Below are 18,881 nucleotides of genomic sequence, written 5' to 3' on the forward strand. Positions count from 1 at the left end.
TAAAAAAATAAAGCGTTAAATTAATTAGACAAAATGATTAGCAATTAAATTTAAACAGGCTCTTACATCCGTAAGACAAAGCATTGTATAAAAGGAAAAAACAGTTCTTTATTTACTATTAAGACCTCCGGATTCCTTTATGCCACATTTATTCCAAAAAGATGTCCTACCAATGCGGTAATACCCATGGCTACGGTTCCCCAGAAGCAGATTCTCAGCATTGCAATTCCGATATGTGAGCCCCCTGTCTTTGCAGAAACAGCCCCCAGGAGCATCAGAAAGATAATGGAAAAACCATATTGAAAATATACCATCTGCTTGATAGGTGCCAGGAGAGATACGGTAAACGGAAGCAAGGCTCCTACAGCAAATGAACCAAATGATGCAACAGCCGCCTGAAAAGGTTTTGCCTGCGTAATTTCATTAATCCCAAGCTCATCACGGGCATGAGCCTCCAGAGCATTATGTTCTGTAAGCTCAGCAGCGACCCGCATCGCTGTTTCTCTACTCACTCCCCGGTTTTCATAAATTTTAGCGAGTTCCCTGAGTTCGATTTCAGGCATTTCTTCCAATTCGCGCTTTTCCCGCATCAGATCTGCTTTTTCAGTATCCTCCTGAGAGCTTACAGAGACATATTCTCCGGCAGCCATAGACATTGCTCCGGCAATCATTCCGGCTAATGCGGCGAGAATAATAATATGACGATCCGGCTCTGCTGCTGCAACACCGATGACAATACTTGTTGTAGACAGTAACCCGTCATTTGCCCCCAATACGGCTGCCCGAAGCCAACCTACCCTATTTACATAATGTTTTTCTAGCTGATGATGCATCGTAAAAATATTTCTGTGTTGATATTGCTATTAAAGTTATACAATATTTCTTCAAGAATCATTTTAAATTGAGATGCAGCGTATCAGCTCAGTTCAAAGCTGAGAGTGTGTATTCACTCTTGAATCTGTTAAAATCTTCGAGAGTATATTCAGGGCATGCTCCTTCCTGTGATGTAATAAAAGCTCCGAGCGAGACAGCCTGCACCATTATTTCATGCACAGAACTTCCTTTTTCCAGTTTTTTTGATAAAAATCCTGCTAAAAAAGAGTCTCCGCTTCCAACGGTATCTTTGATCTTAACCGGGATCGTGGGATAGAGATAAAAATCGTTCTTATCAGCATACAGAGCTCCTTTGCTTCCTTTAGAAATAATAATTTCCTGAAGGTCAAACTGATCCTGCAAATATCGTATGCTGTCTTCTTCATTCGTATATGTTTTCCCTAAAAAATCCAGCATCATACGCAATTCGGCCTTGTTAAATTTCGCAAGATGTGTTTTGTGCAACAGATCCTTAATCAGGCTAACCTCATAATATGGCTCTCTAAGATTAATATCAAAAACATTGTAAGAGCTGATCTCCAGTAACCGGAATAAGGTATTTTTGGATTTCTCACTTCTTGCTGCCAGTGTTCCAAACACCAAAGCATCTGTTTTATCAAGGATTTCCTGATTGGCCTGGGTGATATCAATAAAATCCCACGCTACATTTTCTACAATATCATAATGAGCATCATTATTTTCATCCATTGAAGCAATAACAGTACTGGTAGGGTACTCTGCGCTTATCTGGATGTGCTCTGTGGGAATTTTCCAGTTTTTGATTTTCTGTAAAAGATCATGCCCAAGCTGATCATCTCCAACACTACTGATCATATTGACATCAACTCCCATTCTGGAAAGATGATAGGCAACATTAAAAGGGGCTCCTCCCACTTTTTTTTGTTGTCCCGGAAAAATATCCCAAAGAACTTCTCCAAAACAAACTGCTTTATTCTTTTTTGCTTCCATTATTTTAAAAATGATAAATATATTGGTTTAATAAAAATACTATTTTTCAGAATGAATAGGCCTGTACAGAAAACTGCAGAAAAGCATTATTATTCACAGGATTCCACATTCCCCATATTCCGATGGGTATTTTATATCCTCCAATGGTAAAGCTTTTTGAAATCATAAGGCTCACCTCATTGAATCCTGCTTCTTTAGCAAAAAAATTATTCTTTTCACCGTTGCTGTTGTTTAATGCAAAGCCATATCCTACTCTTCCTCTTACTTCCAGATTTTCTTTGTGATACACCGGATATTCACCCGATACAAATGATGAATATTTATTCTCCGTATTGTCACCGTTTCTGTCTCTCCCGAAAACAACAGTGTTCCAACTCAGAACTAACGGAAACTTTTCGCTTATGATGTAATAAGATCTCAGATCCCAGAAACGTCCGGTTTCCCTCGCTGAATAATTAAAAAATTCTTTATTATTGTATGAGGCCCCTGGTGAAAAATTATAAATATCCCATAATTCCAGGGTAAGGTGCTTGTTTTTATATCCTACATAATTATTAAATTCTTTATAGGAACCATCCACATGACCACCCGCCCAGAACCCTGCATAGAAATTTTTATAATCCAGATGTACATCTCCGGTATAGATCAAACCTGCAGATACTTCAATACCACGCCATAAATGGCTGTTTCGAAGCTGTAAAGCAGAATGTATCTCCTGTGCATTCAAAAATAAATTTCCTATCATCACAGAAAAAAGCAATACAATAAATTTTAACATGATATAAGTCTTTTTTAATATAAACAACAGGTACCCTCTATCCGGTAATTATTTACAGGATAATAAACTGATACCAGGAAAATGTATGATTGTCAGCTAGTGAATGAGATCTTTTTCTCTTATCCTTGATCCAAACAGAGCATAAGTGAGCATTAGCAATTCACAGGTTACAGTAAGCCACCAGGTCCATCTCCATGAGCCTAAAACATCCGCTAAACCACCCTGGATAAGGGTAAACACAGCTCCGCCAAATACTGCAGAAATAAAAATACCTGATGCCTTTGAAGTATACTTATTCAACCCCTTTATAGAAAGGGTATAGATACAGCTCCACATAGATGAATGCAGAAGACCTATTGCTACCAGAAACCAAAGGTTCTGTGTAACCATAGATAGTATAGCCAGCATTGCGGCAAGAATTGTTGTGGCTATCAATTGTGTTCTTGCAGAAATCTTACTGAAGAAGCTCGATATCGCTCTTCCTACAAGAAAGCCACCCCAATATAACGTAGACAATAGTGCATGAATTCCTAAATCCATACCGCCAATAATAATATCTGTTTTCCCAAAAAATGTGATCGGGTGCCCGGAATCCATCAGCTCAAAGGCATACAGGTTAATATTGGCTCCGATAGCGACCTCAGTCCCAACATAAAAAAAGATTGCCAGAACACCCAGCACAAAATGCCTGAATGACCAGATGCTTCTTTCCAGCTTTTCTTCTCCTACGATTCTTGTATGGGCAATATCAGGAAGATGAAGCTTCCTGGTAATCACAATGATAATTAATATGCATATGATAAGTACCAGGAGCGGAAGCAGCAATTGTCTGATTTCTATATTTTCAATGGAAATCCCGCTGAACATGACCACAGTAACAAAAAATGGAGCGGAAGTAGTTCCGATAGAATTAATGGCTGTCAGAATATTCAGACGCTGTACCGGCTGGGTTCCCTTCAATTCATAGGATGCCGCATAAGGATTTACCACTACCTGAATAATGGCAGCAGCAGTCCCCATTAAATAAGACCCTATAATGAAAATGATAAATCCGAAAGGAATAACAGCATCCTTAATGCTGAACTTTAAATCAGGGTACCGATCACCAAACCAGGATGAGCATAAATACATGAAAAGACCTGAAATCATAAAGAAAAGTCCCCGCAGGATCGTATTTTTATATCCAAAGGCATTTACCCATTTACCTCCCAGCATTCCGTTCAATAGATAGCCAAGAAAGAAGAAAAAGGAAATCAAAGTGGTAAATGTATTTTTCAGACTGCCCGCATGGCTTAGAAAAGTAAATTTTAAGGGTGCCTGCAGCTGTTCATTCACGGTTGTCAGAAAACCTACAATGAAATAAATAAAGGTAATGATCGCAAAGGGCAATATGGCATTGTTTGTCTTGTTTTCTGAAGACCCTGTATTTGTATTTATTTGCATAGCCAATTTATTTTAGGATTGATGTTAAAACAGAACCGATTCCTGAGTCTCTAATATCCTGCACAAACCGGGTATACAGATCTATAAATGGTTCAGAAGCTTTCAGATGAACTCCTTTAAAAGCTGATAATTCTAAAAAGTCCAGAGGATTTACACTGTCAATAAGCAATTCATCATTGGTAGCCAGCCAAGGTTCCGACACTTCAAAAGTATTTCCATGGTCGTCTGTTTTGTATTTCAGATAATGCCTGTATGAAGCCATAAGAAAAGCAGGCCTTGTAAGGTCTTTCCCTTCTTTTATCATTTTATCGAGGTTGGGAATAATGTATACCGGAAATTTTGAAATTCCGTCAGAGCATAACCGGCTTATCTGGTCACTGACACTATGATTGGCAAATCTTTCAATAAGGGTTGCTTTATATTGTTCCAAGTCTGTGTTTTCAGGTATGGGAACAAATGGTGTAATATCGATATCCATAAAGTTTCGGATAAACTGTACCAGATCTTTATCTTCCATGGTCTGGTCTACTTTACGATATCCCATCAGAAAAGACGGATAAGATAATAGGGTGTGCGAAGCATTCAACAGGCTCAGCTTCATATTTTCAAATAAGGTTACATCATCCGTAAATTCCACTCCTACCCGCTCCCAGGCAGGTCTTCCTGCAATAAAGCGATCTTCTATGACCCATTGTGCAAAATCTTCACAATAAACAGGAGCTTTATCATCTGTCCCATTCAACTTGTTCAGTCTTTCAACATCTTCAGGAGTCGTAGCTGGAGTAATACGGTCTACCATGCTATTGGGAAAAGTCACATTTTCTTTTACCCATTCTGCAAGGTCTTTATCCTGAGCTTCTATAAATGCTGTAAAAGCTCTTTTCGCTGTATCTCCGTTATGCTGAAGATTATCACACGAAAGGATTGTAACTGCTCCTCCATTGTTTACTTTTCTCCGGCGTAATCCTTCTGCAACAAAACCAAAAACGGTAGAAGGGCTGGCAGGGTTTTCCAGATCATACTGTATTTTTTCATCGTGCAGAACAAATTCACCAGTTTCCTTATCGAGATTATACCCTCCTTCTGTAATGGTTAAAGTGATAATTTTAATAGAGCTATCGGCAATTTTTCTGATCACTGCATCCGGATCTTCAACTCCCCAGATCAATTCCCGTAATGAATATATAGTATACACCTCATTCATGCCGTTTCTTCCGCAAACCGTTAGCGAGTATCTGAGATCCTGGGATCTTAAATTGCTGACTATCTTGTCATCTGAAGGCAATAAGCAAACTCCACAGATCCCCCAGTTCTTCTGATCTTTATCATGTAACAGCATATGGGTATAGAATTGTTGATGAGCTCTGTGGAAATTTCCAACACCAATGTGTAGAATTCCTGCACGAATTTCCGAAACATCATGATTACAATATATCTTATTCATAAGTAAAAAATTATTAACAGATTAATCAATTCGCTAAAACTATATTAACAAATAGTTAATTCATTAATTTTTTTACAAAATTTAAATTGGGAACGTTCCCAAAGTTTAGGGAACGTTCCCAATTGCCTATTTTTTTTACTAATTTTAGCCAAAAAGATAGCCGGATGAAGCGTATTACGATTAAAGATCTGTCTAAATTTTTGTCATTATCGACCTCTACCGTCTCCAGAGCACTCCTTCATGACAAAAATGTAAATGATGAAACAAGAAAAAGGGTATTGGACGCAGCAGAAAAAATGGGCTATAAACCCAACCTTACCGCTCTAAGTCTGCAATCCGGCCAATCCAAGACCATAGGGTTTGTCGTCCCTGAAATGATCACTCCTTTTTCAGCGAAAGTTCTTAAAGGAATTCAGAATATACTGTACCCGCTTGGGTATCGGATCATCATTACCCAGTCTGATGAAGATCCCCTTATAGAAAGAAAGAATCTTCAGCTACTGGAAGAGTTTAACGTGGATGCTATTATTATCAACCTTTGTCATGAAACCTATAACAACGATATATATCAGCACATTATGGGACAGGGAATTCCTTTAATATTCTTCGACAGGCTCCCTCATCAATCCTTAGATGTTTCGAAAGTAATTGTGAATGATTCTATTAAAGCATCATTAATGGTAGAATATTTAATCAAAACAGGGAGAAAAAGAATTGTCCATATCATGGGTCCCGCAACGATCCGGAATGTTACGGAAAGAATGAATGGGTACAAGCGCATTCTTATGAAATACAACCTCTTTGATGAAAACCTTATCATACAGGCCAATGGAATGACTGTTCAGCATGGAAGAGATATCATCCAGAAACTGTTAAATAAGAATATAGAATTTGACAGTATTTTTGCATTCAGTGATACCTTAGCAGTAGGTGTGATGAATTATCTTCTTGAACAAAAGATAAGAATACCTGAAGATGTAGCTGTAGCAAGCTTTTCGGGAACTGAATTATCATCAATGGTATATCCCCAATTAACCAGTGTAGAACAGCCTTTGGAGAAAATGGGTGAAAAAGCCGCAGAGCTGGCACTGGAAAAGATCAAAGATAGTTCAGCCCCAAGCCGGTCAGTCTTAATGGATGCAGAACTGGTCTACAGAGCGTCCACTTAATAAAAAGTATGGGCAAAAGATACTGCTGTTCATATACTACCAGCTCATTTCCTGTCTGATTACAAATCACAAAGGTCATATATTAATTGCTGCACTGCCTTTCAAAAGTAAGAGCACCCTGCTAAAACTTTATGAATCAAATGATAGCCTTCTAAAACTGACCCAAACTATTCAACAGTTCCTATTTTCTTATATTTGCATCTTTAAATCAGACAACATTATCAATGAGTTTACTATACATCAACTGGGATGTCAATCCTGAAATCGCCCATATTTTGGGAGTTCCTTTAAAATACTACGGAATATTATTTCTTACAGGTCTTATTTTATGCTTTAACATATTAAAAGGCATCTATAAAAAAGAAAACCTGAGCTCCCAGGCTCATGAAGCTCTGTTTTCTTATGCCCTTATAGGGATTTTGGTGGGAGCCAGGCTGGGACACTGTATCTTTTATGATTTTGATTACTATTCCCAGCATCCGCTTGAAATATTTCTCCCGATTCAGAAAGGGCCGGACGGCGTTTACCACTTTACAGGTTTTGCCGGGCTGGCAAGTCACGGAGGCGGCATCGGGCTGGTGATCATGCTTCTGTTATATGCAAGAAAATTTTCTATTCCGTTCATGACGGTTCTGGATGCCATTGCTATTGTACTTCCTCTGGGCGGCACTTTTATCAGGCTGGCCAATCTGATGAACTCAGAAATAATAGGAGTTCCTACAAATGTTCCATGGGCTTTTGTATTCAGGCAGGTAGATGATCTGCCAAGGCACCCTGCCCAGCTTTATGAAGCGATTTCCTATGTTATTATTTTCCTTCTTGTTTATCTGATATACAAAAAAGATATTTTCAAGATCGGGAAAGGGTTTTATTTCGGGATCAGTGTTCTTTTAATTTTCATCATGCGTATCCTGATTGAATTCATCAAGGTAGACCAGGTAGAATTTGAACATGGAATGAGTCTGAATATGGGACAGCTGCTGAGTATTCCTTTTGTTCTTTTAGGGTTATTCTTTATCATTAAGAGTATATTGGAAAAGAGAAAAATGAAAACTTTATAATTCTGATATTTACATTAAAAATTTCATCATAAAGCTGTTTAAACTTTTCCAATGAAAACCCAAAAAGCAAAAAAAGATTAAACACTTAAGTTGCTTTTAAGTCACAAGCTTGCTGCACAATAAGTACACTTGAGCTTTATGAAAATCTTTGATTTTTTTCTTATGTGAACTTTTTATACAGTATCATTTTAAACTAACTTAAGTGGACTGAAATGTTTAGAATAAAAGCTTTTTCAAGTCAAAAAATAGCTATGATTCTTATGAGATAAAAAGTTTAAACAGATTCCATAAAAAAACTCACTGAAAACAATTTTCAGTGAGTTTTTTTATGAATTATTTAAAAGATTACCTTGTGGTATATCCTCCGTTAGCAAAAATGGTCTGTCCGGTGATCCACCAGCCGTCAGTTACTAAAAATTCTACCAATGGTGCAATATCTTTGATATCAGTAAGCCCTCCCAACGCAGCTGCCGATTTGTGATAAGCTACGGCATCATCAGTTTCCTGACCGTAGAAGAAAGGAGTATCCATTGGTCCGGGTGCTACAGCAGTTACGGAGATTCCTCTTGCCCCGAATTCTTTGGAAGCCGCTCTGGTGAAATGTTCTACCGGCGCTTTTGCTCCCGCATAAGTGGAATATAATCCGGTATAAGCTGCCAGCAATGAGGTAACAATCGTACAGATCTTCCCATTATCATTCAGCTTTTTCCCTGCTTCCTGTAAGAAGAAATAGGCAGACTTTGAGTTGACATTGAACATCGTATCATATTCCGCTTCCGTAGTTTCAGCAAACGGTTTTTTCAATACCATTCCTACTGTATTGATCGCAATATCAACGCCACCAAAACGAGAGATCGTTTCGTCAAAAAATTTAGTCAGATTCTCCACTTTAGTAAGGTCTGCCTGAAACAGAAACGCTTCAGCTCCTAACGCCTGAACTTCTGACAGTGTTTTTTCACTTTCAGCCTTAGAACTCTCACTATTGTAGTGTATAGCCAGCTTCGCTCCTTTTGCTGCGAAGTCCTTACTTAATAATCCGCCTAAGTTCTTACCACCTCCGGCAATTAAAACAACTTTTCCTTTTACATCTTGTGTTGACATTATTTTTAATTTTTAAATGTTAATAGAACAAAGATGAATAATAAATTGCATCTCAACATGGTGAATTTTTCGGGAGTTGTATTAAAGATCAGTATGATACTTTTAAAATGCTTCTTTTCAATTACAATTACAGCAAAATATTTAAAATTTATATAAACAAGCTTTTTCAACATCCCCTTATTTACCAGACAGATAAGGTTTGAAACACGGTCTTTATATTAAACAAATTCTATCATTCTCTAACATTAGTGAATTTTAGGCATAGGATTTGATGCTTTCCCACCCGTATTATACATACACCACTTCATTCTGTAATATATTTTTTTATAATCCTCAGCCTGCTGGGGATTTTTTACAGGAATATCAAAGTAACTTTATCAGTCTTAAACTCTGCTAATAAGGTCTCCATACCGGTTCTGCCAAAAACCATTTCTGATAATCAATCATTTAAAACCGCATTATTCATTTTATTGTTGTATATTTGTACGCTAGTAACCAAGTCACTACTTTGTTTTCTGTAACGACCAGAATATCTTTTTATTCAGTCTTTGCTTTTTGAGCAGCCATATTTTTTAACTTTTATTCTTCTATTAAGAACAATACTTGTCGGAATTTTAAAGCTCTGTATGATTGGGGAATCCAAAGCAGAAAACATCGGCAGGCTTTACAGGTCTAAGGAAGACCAGATTGAACCAATACAATTTATAGAAACTAAATACTTAAATAATTTATGGCAGATTCTTTTTCTAAAAAGGAAAATTTCAAGAAAAAAATTCAAAAGCAAAAAGAAAAGGCGCTAAGACGCGAAGAACGTAAAACGAACAACAACAAAGGAAAGGATATGGAGGATGTATTCATGTATGTAGATGAATTCGGAAGATTAACTTCTACTCCACCTGAGCAAAGACAGGAAGTGAACCTTGATGAAATTCAGCTGGGTGCAGCTCCTATTATTGAGGAAGATCCGAGAAAAACAGGAATCATTACCTTCCTGAGCGAAAAAGGATACGGCTTCATTACTGAAGATAATACCAAAGAAAATATCTTCTTCCACAACAACAACTGCAAAGAACCGGTGAAAAAAGGGAACAAAGTCTCTTTTGAAAAAGAAAAATCTCCAAAAGGATTTTCTGCTGTTGAGATCCAAATCGTTAAATAAAAGATCAGCACTTTCTGCATGATGCAGAAAGTAGCGTAAAAAATACAGAAAGCCACCTTTTCAGGTGGCTTTCGTCATGCATTATAAAAACGGTCTCCGGAACCGGTAAAAAGAATATTTTTTTAAAACATTAAGGACAGCCTTATTTCAAGACGACATTGCTTCCATCTTTGGTTTACAATAGCTATCCTTAATAATTTCATTTTCTGAGTGATCTATTCCAGCTTTCCTCCCAGGGCTTTAAACAGCAAAACATTATTCCGGGTATTCTGATGCTGAAACTGTAAAAGATCCAATTCAGCGGTAAGCTTGCTTTTCTGGGAATTGATCAGCTCAAAATAGTTTGCATATCCTGTCAGATACAGATCATTAGACACCTCTACACCACGGTCAAGAAAGCCTACCTCTTCTGATTTCAGCTTCAAAACACGTTCATAGATCCTGGTCTGCTTCAGAATAGACTGAAGCTCATTAAATGCTGTTGTAACACTTTTCTGATAATTTAAAAAGGCAATCTCCTGTTCTTTACTTGCTACTTTAAACTCGTATTTCAATTGTCCTTTATTGAAAACAGGAACCATTAATCCTCCCAGCAATTGTCCTGCCAGCGAACTTGGCTTGAACAGGGTTTCAACAGAGAAAGAATTCAGTCCAAAGCCTGCTCCGAGATCAATCTTCGGGTAAAAAGCAGCTCTTGCAGCCTTGGCATCAGCCTGGGAAGCTTCCAAGACATAATAATTAGCCGCCACATCCGGTCTGGAGTGAATCACTGCTTCTACATTAATACTTTTGTTTAAAACCTCCATATTGGTAGGCATCAGTGTTTTCCCACGTTTGACCTCTCCTCCATAGCTTCCTGTAAGGGTGGTAATCGCTTGTTCTACCGTAACAATCTCTACTTTGATATGCTCAATTTCCGCCAGCCAGTTATTATTCTGCGCTTTAAACTGCTGTACGGCAAGCTCCGTAGCTTTTCCTACTTCACGCTGTGCCAGCACAATTTCAAATGCCCTCTGCTGAAGGTTATAGTTCTTCTGATAAATGGCCAGACGGTTATCCAAAGCCACCAGCTGATAATACAGGTTGGCAATATCCGTGAAAAGCTCCACCTGAAGTAATCTCAGCCCTTCCGCAGAAGCCAGGAACTTTTTCTGTGCCGCAATTTTTTTATTTTTCAGCTTGCCCCAGGCATCAATTTCCCAGCTGCTTCTTGCACCCAGCCAGTAGTTAGGAGTAAAATCCCGGTTGATCTTCTGTTCTTCGGTAATATTGGGAGAGAGATTGGTATCATAGTTTCCTACGCCTTCCATGGTATATTTACCATACCGGTTCCCGGAAACTTCCGCCCCCACTTCAAGAGAAGGTAAAAGGTCCATTTTTGAGCGCTGCAGAAAACTGTTGGCTATTTCCACCCTTTGCTGCGCAATCTGGAAATCCGGATTGGCCTGTACCACTTTATCAAAAAGCTCAAGCAGATGAGGATCTGTGAAATAGGCCTTCAGATTGAGCTGCCGGAATTCTTCCGAGTCTTGTCCCGTTTTCACAGGAGCTTCAGGCAGTGTCTGAGCCTTTTTCAAACCAGCGACCTGCGGGACAGCACATGATACTAAGCTTAATGCAGCTATCCCGTATAATATATTTCTATGATTTAATCTTTTCATCTTTCTTCTTATTTTCAAGTTTTGCAAAGAATATATACAGTCCCGGAATGATCACCAATCCGAAAACAGTTCCCAACAGCATTCCTCCTGCTGCCGCTGTACCGATGGAACGGTTTCCTATCGCTCCTGCTCCCGATGCAATACACAATGGAATAAGTCCGGCCACGAAGGCAAAAGAGGTCATCAAAATAGGTCGCAGACGCTGTCTCGCTCCTTCAATGGCCGCCGGGATAATATCAAAGCCCTGCTTATTTCTGGCTACCGCAAATTCTACGATCAGAATAGCGTTTTTAGCCAGAAGCCCAATCAGCATGACCAAAGCTACCTGTGCGTAAATATTATTATCCAGCCCAGCCAGCACCAAAGCAATATAGGAACCGAAGATCCCTGTAGGAAGGCTTAATAATACAGGCATCGGAAGAAGAAAACTTTCATACTGAGCTGCTAATAAAAGATATACGAACAGCAGACAGATCAGGAAGATATAGACGGTCTGGTTTCCTGATAAGATTTCTTCCCTGGTCATTCCGGACCATTCGATATCAAAACCTCTCGGAAGGGCTTCTTTTGCCACACGCTCTACAGCTGCAATCGCATCTCCCGAGCTGTAGCCATCCGCAGGCTCTCCGTTGATCATTGCAGACATATACATATTATACCTTGTCAGCACTTCAGGGCCGTATACTTTTTCGATGGTAATAAATGTTGAGAACGGAACCATTTCTCCCTTATCATTTTTAAGGTATAAATTCAGAATACTTTCAGGGGTATCGCGGTGCTCAGGGCTTGCCTGAACCATTACTTTATACATTTGACTGAAACGGATAAAATTAGTTGCATAATAAGACCCTAGCATTGTCTGTAACGTAGACATCGCATTGTCTACAGAAACACCTTTCTTTGCAGCCATATCGTAATCAATATTGATCATATACTGTGGGAAAGTAGCGTCAAAACTGGTAAAATTGTTCTGCAGTTCGGGTGCTTCATTCAGCTTTTTAACAAAATCTTTGGTGATCTTATCCGTATTCTCAATAGTTCCGCCGGTCCTGTCCAGCAGGCGTAGTTCAAAGCCACTGGTATTTCCGAATCCGGGAACGGTTGGCGGTGCAAAGATCTCGATCTGGGCATCTGCAATGCTTTTTGTTTTTTCTGAAAGTTCTGAGATGAGATCATTTACTGAAATATTTCTTTCCTTCCAGTCTTTAAGATTGATCATCGCCATTCCGTAGGAAGAACCTGCGATTTCCGTTACAATACTGTATCCGGCGAGGGTTGTTACGTTTTCTACACCTTCAATTTTCTTTGCCATCACCGTCACCTCATCCAGCACTTTTTCCGTTCTTTCCACAGTCGCCCCTTGTGGAGTAGTTACGCTTACATATACCATTCCCTGGTCTTCCATTGGAATAAAACCGGTTGGCAGGAATTTGCCGGTTACAAAGGTCAGCCCGATAAACAGAAACAATAAACCAAAAGTAACGGTTGTTCTTGTTGCAAATTTTGATAAAATGCTCACATAACCATTGGTCAATCGGTCAAAACCGGTATTAAAGCTTTGGAAAAACCGGTCTGCAAGTGTTTTCTTTTTGTTGTGATCATGAGGTTTTAAAATAATAGCACAAAGTGCCGGAGTCAGTGTCAATGCATTCACTCCGGAAATAACAATACTTATCGCCAGTGTCAATGAAAACTGCCTGTAGAATACTCCTACCGGACCATCAAGAAATGCTACAGGAATAAATACCGCAGACATTACGATAGTAATTGCAACTACTGCTCCTGCAATTTCTTTTGTTGCGCTGATGGTGGCATCCATGGCATTCATCCCTTCTTCCATTTTAACGTGGACAGCTTCTACGACGACAATCGCATTATCCACTACAATCCCGATGGCAAGTACCAACGCGAATAAGGTCAATAGGTTTACTGAGAAATCCAGCATGTTCATAAAAGCAAAAGTTCCTACAAGCGCTACAGGAACCGCCAATACGGGAATCAGGGTTGAGCGCCAGTCCTGAAGGAAGATGAACACTACGATCCCTACCAGGATAAAGGCTTCGATAAGCGTTGTCAGTACCGCACTGATAGAAGCATCCAGGAATCTGGAAACGTCATAAGCCATATTATATTCCATTCCGGGAGGAAAGGAAGAGACTTTCAGTTCTTCCATTTTAGCCTTTACACTCTCAATTACCTCGGAAGCGTTAGATCCCGGACGCTGCTTCATCATAATAGACGCGGAAGGTTTACCATCTGTTTTGGAAACCATGCCGTAGTTCATCGCCCCGAATTCCACTTTAGCAATATCTTTCAGTTTTAAGATCGTTCCGTCTACATCAGACCTGATGGGAATCTCTTCGTATTGTTTAGGCTCAAAGAATTTTCCTTTATATTTAATCACATACTGAAGCTGGCTGGAAGTTTTCCCGGAGGTCTCTCCTACTTTTCCCGGCGCCGCTGAAATATTCTGCTTTTGTAATGAAGTGATCACCTCATCTGCGGAAATATTATAGGCAGCCATCTTCTGCGGATCCAGCCAGACCCTCATCGAGTATTCTTTCTGTCCCATGATCTCCGCACGTCCTACTCCATCAATACGTTTCAGCTCCTGGAGAACATTGATATCCGTAAAGTTGTAAATAAACTGCTCGTCCTGGCTGGGATCTGTACTTGTAATATTGAGGTACATCAGCATACTGTTTACCTCTTTTTCAGTCGTTACTCCGGCACGGATCACCTCTTCAGGAAGCTCATCAAGGATCGTAGTCACCCTGTTCTGAACGTTTACCGCTGCAACATCCGGGTCTGTCCCCACTTCAAAGAAAACCTGAATCAGAGTGAGACCATCATTAGATGTTACCGTCGACATATACGTCATACCCGGCACTCCATTGATGGCACGTTCCAGCGGAAGCGCTACCGCATTGGCTGATACTTCGGCATTAGCTCCGGTATATTTTGCCGTAACCGTTACAGAAGGCGGTACAATATCCGGAAACTGAGTGATCGGCATCTTCAGCAATGCCATAATTCCCAGAAGCACAAATAATATGGAAATAACCAACGAAAGGACCTTTCGTCTTATAAACATTTCTACCATTGTCAATTGATTTAAAGATTACGAAAGGTTAATACTTCTTTTTGATTCTGATCACATCACCGTCTTTCAAAGACTGGGTCCCTTCATAAATGATTACATCTCCTTTTTTAAGACCGCTTTCCACCATATAGGAATCTCTCAGGGTGGTTCCGATCTTAATATTGGTCATTTTCACCTTGTTCTGCTTATCCACTACAAAAACATAGGTTTTATCCTGGATCGAGAATGTTGATTTTTGCGGAATAAGGATCGCATTATTCTGCTGCTCGGAAATAATAAGCTTTCCTGAGGTACCATGCTTGATCAGGCGATCAGGATTGGGGAAAAGTACTTTATAACGGATAGAGCCTGTCGTTCTGTCAATTTCTCCTTCAGCTGTTTTTAATGCTCCGTTGAACTGATAATTAACGCCATTAGGCAACGTAAGTTCAATCTTTTGATGGTTCCCGATCTTATCATTCGCTAAAAGTTCAAAGTATAAGTTTTCCGGAATTGAGAAATAGGCGTAGACTTCATTAAGCTGGGACAGTGTTGTCAGTAACGTACCGTTTTCCACCAAACTTCCTTCCTTATGAGGAATCACGTCAATCACTCCATCAAAGGGTGCGGTGATCTTTGTAAAGCTTATTTTCTGAAGAACCGCTCTTTTTTCCGCATCGGCAAAGGCATGCTTAGCCTGAGCAGATGACAGTTTAGCTTTTACCATTTCCAGCTCGTTGTTAGCCACAAACTTCTTGGCATGAAGGCTCTGGATCTGTTTCAGCTCTACTTCTGCAATGCGTACATCGGCTTCTGTCTGCTTCAATGCAGCATTCGCCTTAAGAAGTTCCATCTGCAGTTCGGCATCATTGATCTTGAATAAAGCCTGCCCCTGCTGTACAAACTGCCCCTCGTTCACATAGATATGCTGGATAATACCTCCGATCCTGGAACGCATTTCTACATTTTTTTTAGCCTGGATATCAGTGACAAACTGGTTATTGACCAGAGTATCTTTTTCTTTGATCTCCAGTACGGGAAGCTCTTTCTCTTTCTGATTGTTTTTTTTCTTGTTTTTACTGCATGACACAGCGAATAATATTGCAAAACTGCAAATTATTACGTTTTTAAAATACATTTTTAAATGTTTAAGTTAAGAATTTCGTTAAAATGATTTGGTATTCAACAACTTAAACGTTAATACAACTGGAGGAGATGGAGAAAGGATTTGACCCCACAGATAACAGAGACGGCAATTTCAGGAAGTATAATTTTAGGAATCCCTTTTAATATTCCTGAAAAGTTCCCAACAGCCAGATCATCTTTACGGGTAGAATATTTTACAATTTTAGAGGCTGCAGGCAGCGCATGCGTGTTCATATCCGCCTCTTCATAAACATCGAGCAGGTGAATATTACTCACATGAGGAACATAAGGAATATTCTGCAATGATTTTTCCGCCCAATTCGAATTGAAAAGGGTAAAAACCAGCATGATATAAAATAAGAAAAACGACCTCAGCCCTGCCATGTCAATCAGAACACATTAGTTTTTTAGTAAAAAACGATAGTTCAGCAAAATTAGGGATTTTTACCGGAGCTGAGGCTCCTTTAATTGTTAAAAAAACTTAAACTATGGGAAAATATCAGATATTTTTGGATGTCTGCACATTTTCTAAATGATCTTGAAACCGGTAAATTTTTAATATTCTTTAGGCTAAGACTAAATCAGAGTAGGAATAATTTCTGAAAGAGTGACAATCATTTTTTTATAAAATCATTATTTTACCTTAATGCTTACTAGGAAAAAACAAAACTTCTAAGCATTAAAATTTTCATCTGAGACATCTATCTGTGCTGTTTCTGAAGAAACTTATTCAAAATTAGGGTATTGAAATCAATACCCTAATTATTTATAATAACTCTCTTAATTTAAAACGTATAAGAAAGATAACTTTTTTGTAATAAAAAAAGTACCTATCTAATATTATTTAGATATAAACGAGTTAATCACTTACCCAAAGTCAGATAAGTTGATTAAGAACCATCATTAGCTCTGATAAAAGTCTACTATTTTGTTTTATTCCAGTCTTTATCCAACGCTTTTTTTGTATAATTGGTGATTAATTCTTCATCAGCTTGTAATTTATTTTTAATTGTAATATTTCCCTTCTCTGAAATTTTAAAATCTTCATTATAATATTCTAAAACTTTTTTCAAATTACTTTCGAATTCTTTTTTATTAGCAATTTTTTTAATTACATAATTGCTTCCATCAAATGAAAGAGGCTTGAATTCTGTATAAGAATTTTCATAAAACCAATACACAGATACAACACTTATTATAAATATTAAAACAATTAGAATTTTCTTTTTATTCATATTAATTATATTATTTCCAGTTAATATTTTTAGAATCAAACCAATAAGGTCTAATTGTAATAATTCCAGATACAGTAGAATTCCATTTTGATTCTAATAAGGAAGGGTCTTGCATTACCATATTCTACTAAATAATTTCCATCATCATCAGATACATCGCCAAACCCAGGAAATATAAGCAGACATGCCGGCATTCCAATTATAAGGATCATACCACCTATTTTGAACCGAACCAGAGACTGTAATTGTATTTCCTTTCCTTAAAACTTTTTGATGTTACCTGACTCATACCGCTAGCATAGTACAACTCTGAAAAAACACTAGGATCAATGACTGCATCCCAATAATCATTAATGATAATAGATTGTCCATCTTTTAATTTAGTAGCAGCATTATATAATTGATCTTCAAATCTAGATTTGTTTCGATTGACACCATCATTAAAAGCTCCAAATTGCGCTAAAATTGCTATATCTATTTTTTTTGTTCCTCCTTTTCCATCCAAAAAAAATTGTAGATTATCTGCTGCAAAATTTTTTCCTTTTTTTCTTGCATCAATAATCATCATTTTATATCTATCCTCAATTTCCTTTATTTTTTTGGGATCCCCTTCCTGTAAATATGCCATTATATCTTTAAACAGCTTAGTTTTTCCAAAAGCAATACTGCCTCCACCACCTTGCATACCCATAGTTCCGGTCAACAAATCCTGAAAAGCTCCCAATCCATTATTCTGAGCAATAAAATCCATAAGGGCAGCTGTATCTTTCTGGCCTCCTGACATAAAGAATCCCCAAAGAGATTTAGGATACATCACCGTTGCTGCTTCCCGATCCGGTGCCATAGGTTTCCTACCATCAGGATCTGTAAACTTTACAGGATTGTTATAGGCATAATTATATGGGGAATATCTTCTCATCTGCTCTGCCAAAGGATCTATCACACCCCATCTTCCAAGATCAGGCATATAAAACCTGGCTCCGAAATCAAACATTCCCGTTTCCTGAAGCTCCTTACCGCCAAACTTATAGCTCCTCCAATTTCCAAAGCTTGCCATTCCAAATGCTCCTTCAATATGGTTTAGCCCGAAAGGGTAGTAATTAATTTCAGGAACATTTGTGCTGTTTCTGTCGAAACTTATTCAAAATTAGGGTATTGAAATCAATACCCTAATTATTTAATTTAAAGTGTATAAAGAAGGATAAACTTTTTGTCCTAAAAAAGGTATCAACTCCATTTTTTATCTGCTCAAAGTCGAGAGACTTTTAAGAAGGTCAGTCTTTTTTGAACTTCGCAATACACTGCTCAATAAATTGTGTTGATGTGAAGATTACTTTTTTTTCATTTGTAAACATAAATAACGAATCGCTTTTAACTGTATTGGATTTTCTATCATGAACATTTAAAAGAAAAATTGCCTGATAATTACCTGTTTTAATATTTTTGGGTTTCAAATACTCCACACTTTTTATAATTTTTATTTCGTGTTTCATACTGTCCTCTACTTTTGCATATTTTGATTTGATTCGTTCCAAATCCTTTATTGTTTTAACATTTTCAAGTTCTTTTGCTAACTGTTGCTGTTGTTTATTTAATATTATCAATCTTTGAGTAGAATAGTTAGATACAAAGTCAGCTTCTTGCCATTCTTTTAAAGTATCAAATTTTATAAGTTGAATGGATTCTAAAGTAGAACCATCTTGTTTAAGCTCTTGTGTAATTTTTTTTTGGATAGATTGGGTTAATTCTTCTTTATAACT

16 protein-coding genes are annotated in these 18,881 nt (G+C 38.1%); 3 read left to right on the plus strand and 13 right to left on the minus strand.

Annotated elements, in window-relative coordinates; all coding sequences use genetic code 11:
- Positions 1-137: 137 nt before the first annotated feature.
- The 5 genes from AC4IF5_RS02370 to AC4IF5_RS02390 all read right to left on the minus strand — a co-directional run bounded on the left by AC4IF5_RS02370 (position 138) and on the right by AC4IF5_RS02390 (position 5,507).
- The gene (locus AC4IF5_RS02370) at positions 138-833 is read right to left on the minus strand and encodes a VIT1/CCC1 transporter family protein (RefSeq protein ID WP_490731302.1); all 696 of its coding nucleotides are present in this window, start codon (positions 831-833) and stop codon (positions 138-140) included.
- 88 nt (positions 834-921) lie between these two features.
- Positions 922-1,842 (minus strand): carbohydrate kinase family protein, encoded by a 921-nt coding sequence (locus tag AC4IF5_RS02375; RefSeq protein WP_490731304.1) that lies wholly within the window; start codon positions 1,840-1,842, stop codon positions 922-924.
- 46 nt (positions 1,843-1,888) lie between these two features.
- Positions 1,889-2,620: a hypothetical protein gene (locus AC4IF5_RS02380; protein WP_490731306.1), complete on the minus strand. Its 732-nt coding sequence runs from the start codon at positions 2,618-2,620 to the stop codon at positions 1,889-1,891.
- 96 nt (positions 2,621-2,716) lie between these two features.
- Entirely contained in the window at positions 2,717-4,063 is a 1,347-nt protein-coding gene (locus AC4IF5_RS02385) for an MFS transporter (protein WP_490731308.1), read from the minus strand.
- Positions 4,064-4,070: 7 nt separating this feature from the next.
- Positions 4,071-5,507 (minus strand): mannitol dehydrogenase family protein, encoded by a 1,437-nt coding sequence (locus AC4IF5_RS02390; RefSeq protein WP_490731310.1) that lies wholly within the window; start codon positions 5,505-5,507, stop codon positions 4,071-4,073.
- A 164-nt stretch (positions 5,508-5,671) separates the two neighbouring features.
- Here AC4IF5_RS02390 and AC4IF5_RS02395 point away from each other — a divergent pair, with 164 nt between their 5' ends.
- Positions 5,672-6,676 (plus strand): LacI family DNA-binding transcriptional regulator, encoded by a 1,005-nt coding sequence (locus AC4IF5_RS02395; protein WP_490731312.1) that lies wholly within the window; start codon positions 5,672-5,674, stop codon positions 6,674-6,676.
- A 224-nt stretch (positions 6,677-6,900) separates the two neighbouring features.
- Positions 6,901-7,737: a prolipoprotein diacylglyceryl transferase gene (gene lgt / locus AC4IF5_RS02400; RefSeq protein ID WP_490731314.1), complete on the plus strand. Its 837-nt coding sequence runs from the start codon at positions 6,901-6,903 to the stop codon at positions 7,735-7,737.
- Positions 7,738-8,082: 345 nt separating this feature from the next.
- Here the strand turns inward: lgt and AC4IF5_RS02405 are convergent, their stop codons facing one another.
- Positions 8,083-8,838 (minus strand): SDR family oxidoreductase, encoded by a 756-nt coding sequence (locus tag AC4IF5_RS02405; protein WP_490731316.1) that lies wholly within the window; start codon positions 8,836-8,838, stop codon positions 8,083-8,085.
- A 730-nt stretch (positions 8,839-9,568) separates the two neighbouring features.
- Here AC4IF5_RS02405 and AC4IF5_RS02410 point away from each other — a divergent pair.
- On the plus strand, positions 9,569-9,997 hold the full coding sequence (locus AC4IF5_RS02410; protein ID WP_490731319.1) for a cold shock domain-containing protein: 429 nt from the start codon (positions 9,569-9,571) through the stop codon (positions 9,995-9,997).
- 215 nt (positions 9,998-10,212) lie between these two features.
- Here the strand turns inward: AC4IF5_RS02410 and AC4IF5_RS02415 are convergent, their stop codons facing one another.
- The 7 genes from AC4IF5_RS02415 to AC4IF5_RS02445 form a co-directional block, all read right to left on the minus strand.
- Positions 10,213-11,658, minus strand: coding sequence for a TolC family protein (locus tag AC4IF5_RS02415; RefSeq protein ID WP_490731320.1), 1,446 nt, complete (start codon positions 11,656-11,658; stop codon positions 10,213-10,215).
- Complete coding sequence (locus AC4IF5_RS02420) at positions 11,639-14,761, minus strand: efflux RND transporter permease subunit (protein WP_490731322.1); 3,123 nt, start codon at positions 14,759-14,761, stop codon at positions 11,639-11,641. Before AC4IF5_RS02420 ends, AC4IF5_RS02415 begins: the two co-directional genes overlap by 20 nt.
- Positions 14,762-14,789: 28 nt before the next feature.
- On the minus strand, positions 14,790-15,878 hold the full coding sequence (locus AC4IF5_RS02425; protein WP_490731324.1) for an efflux RND transporter periplasmic adaptor subunit: 1,089 nt from the start codon (positions 15,876-15,878) through the stop codon (positions 14,790-14,792).
- A 59-nt stretch (positions 15,879-15,937) separates the two neighbouring features.
- Positions 15,938-16,234, minus strand: a complete 297-nt coding sequence (locus AC4IF5_RS02430) for a hypothetical protein (RefSeq protein ID WP_490731326.1) — start codon at positions 16,232-16,234, stop codon at positions 15,938-15,940.
- Between the two features lie 575 nt (positions 16,235-16,809).
- Positions 16,810-17,121 (minus strand): hypothetical protein, encoded by a 312-nt coding sequence (locus AC4IF5_RS02435; protein WP_490731328.1) that lies wholly within the window; start codon positions 17,119-17,121, stop codon positions 16,810-16,812.
- Positions 17,122-17,338: 217 nt separating this feature from the next.
- The gene (locus tag AC4IF5_RS02440; protein ID WP_490731341.1) at positions 17,339-18,262 is read right to left on the minus strand and encodes an RHS repeat domain-containing protein; all 924 of its coding nucleotides are present in this window, start codon (positions 18,260-18,262) and stop codon (positions 17,339-17,341) included.
- A 133-nt stretch (positions 18,263-18,395) separates the two neighbouring features.
- Positions 18,396-18,881: hypothetical protein (locus AC4IF5_RS02445; protein ID WP_490731330.1), on the minus strand; the 486-nt coding region annotated here is incomplete at its 5' end.

The sequence above is a fragment of the Chryseobacterium sp. UF-290 genome (assembly GCF_058245615.1).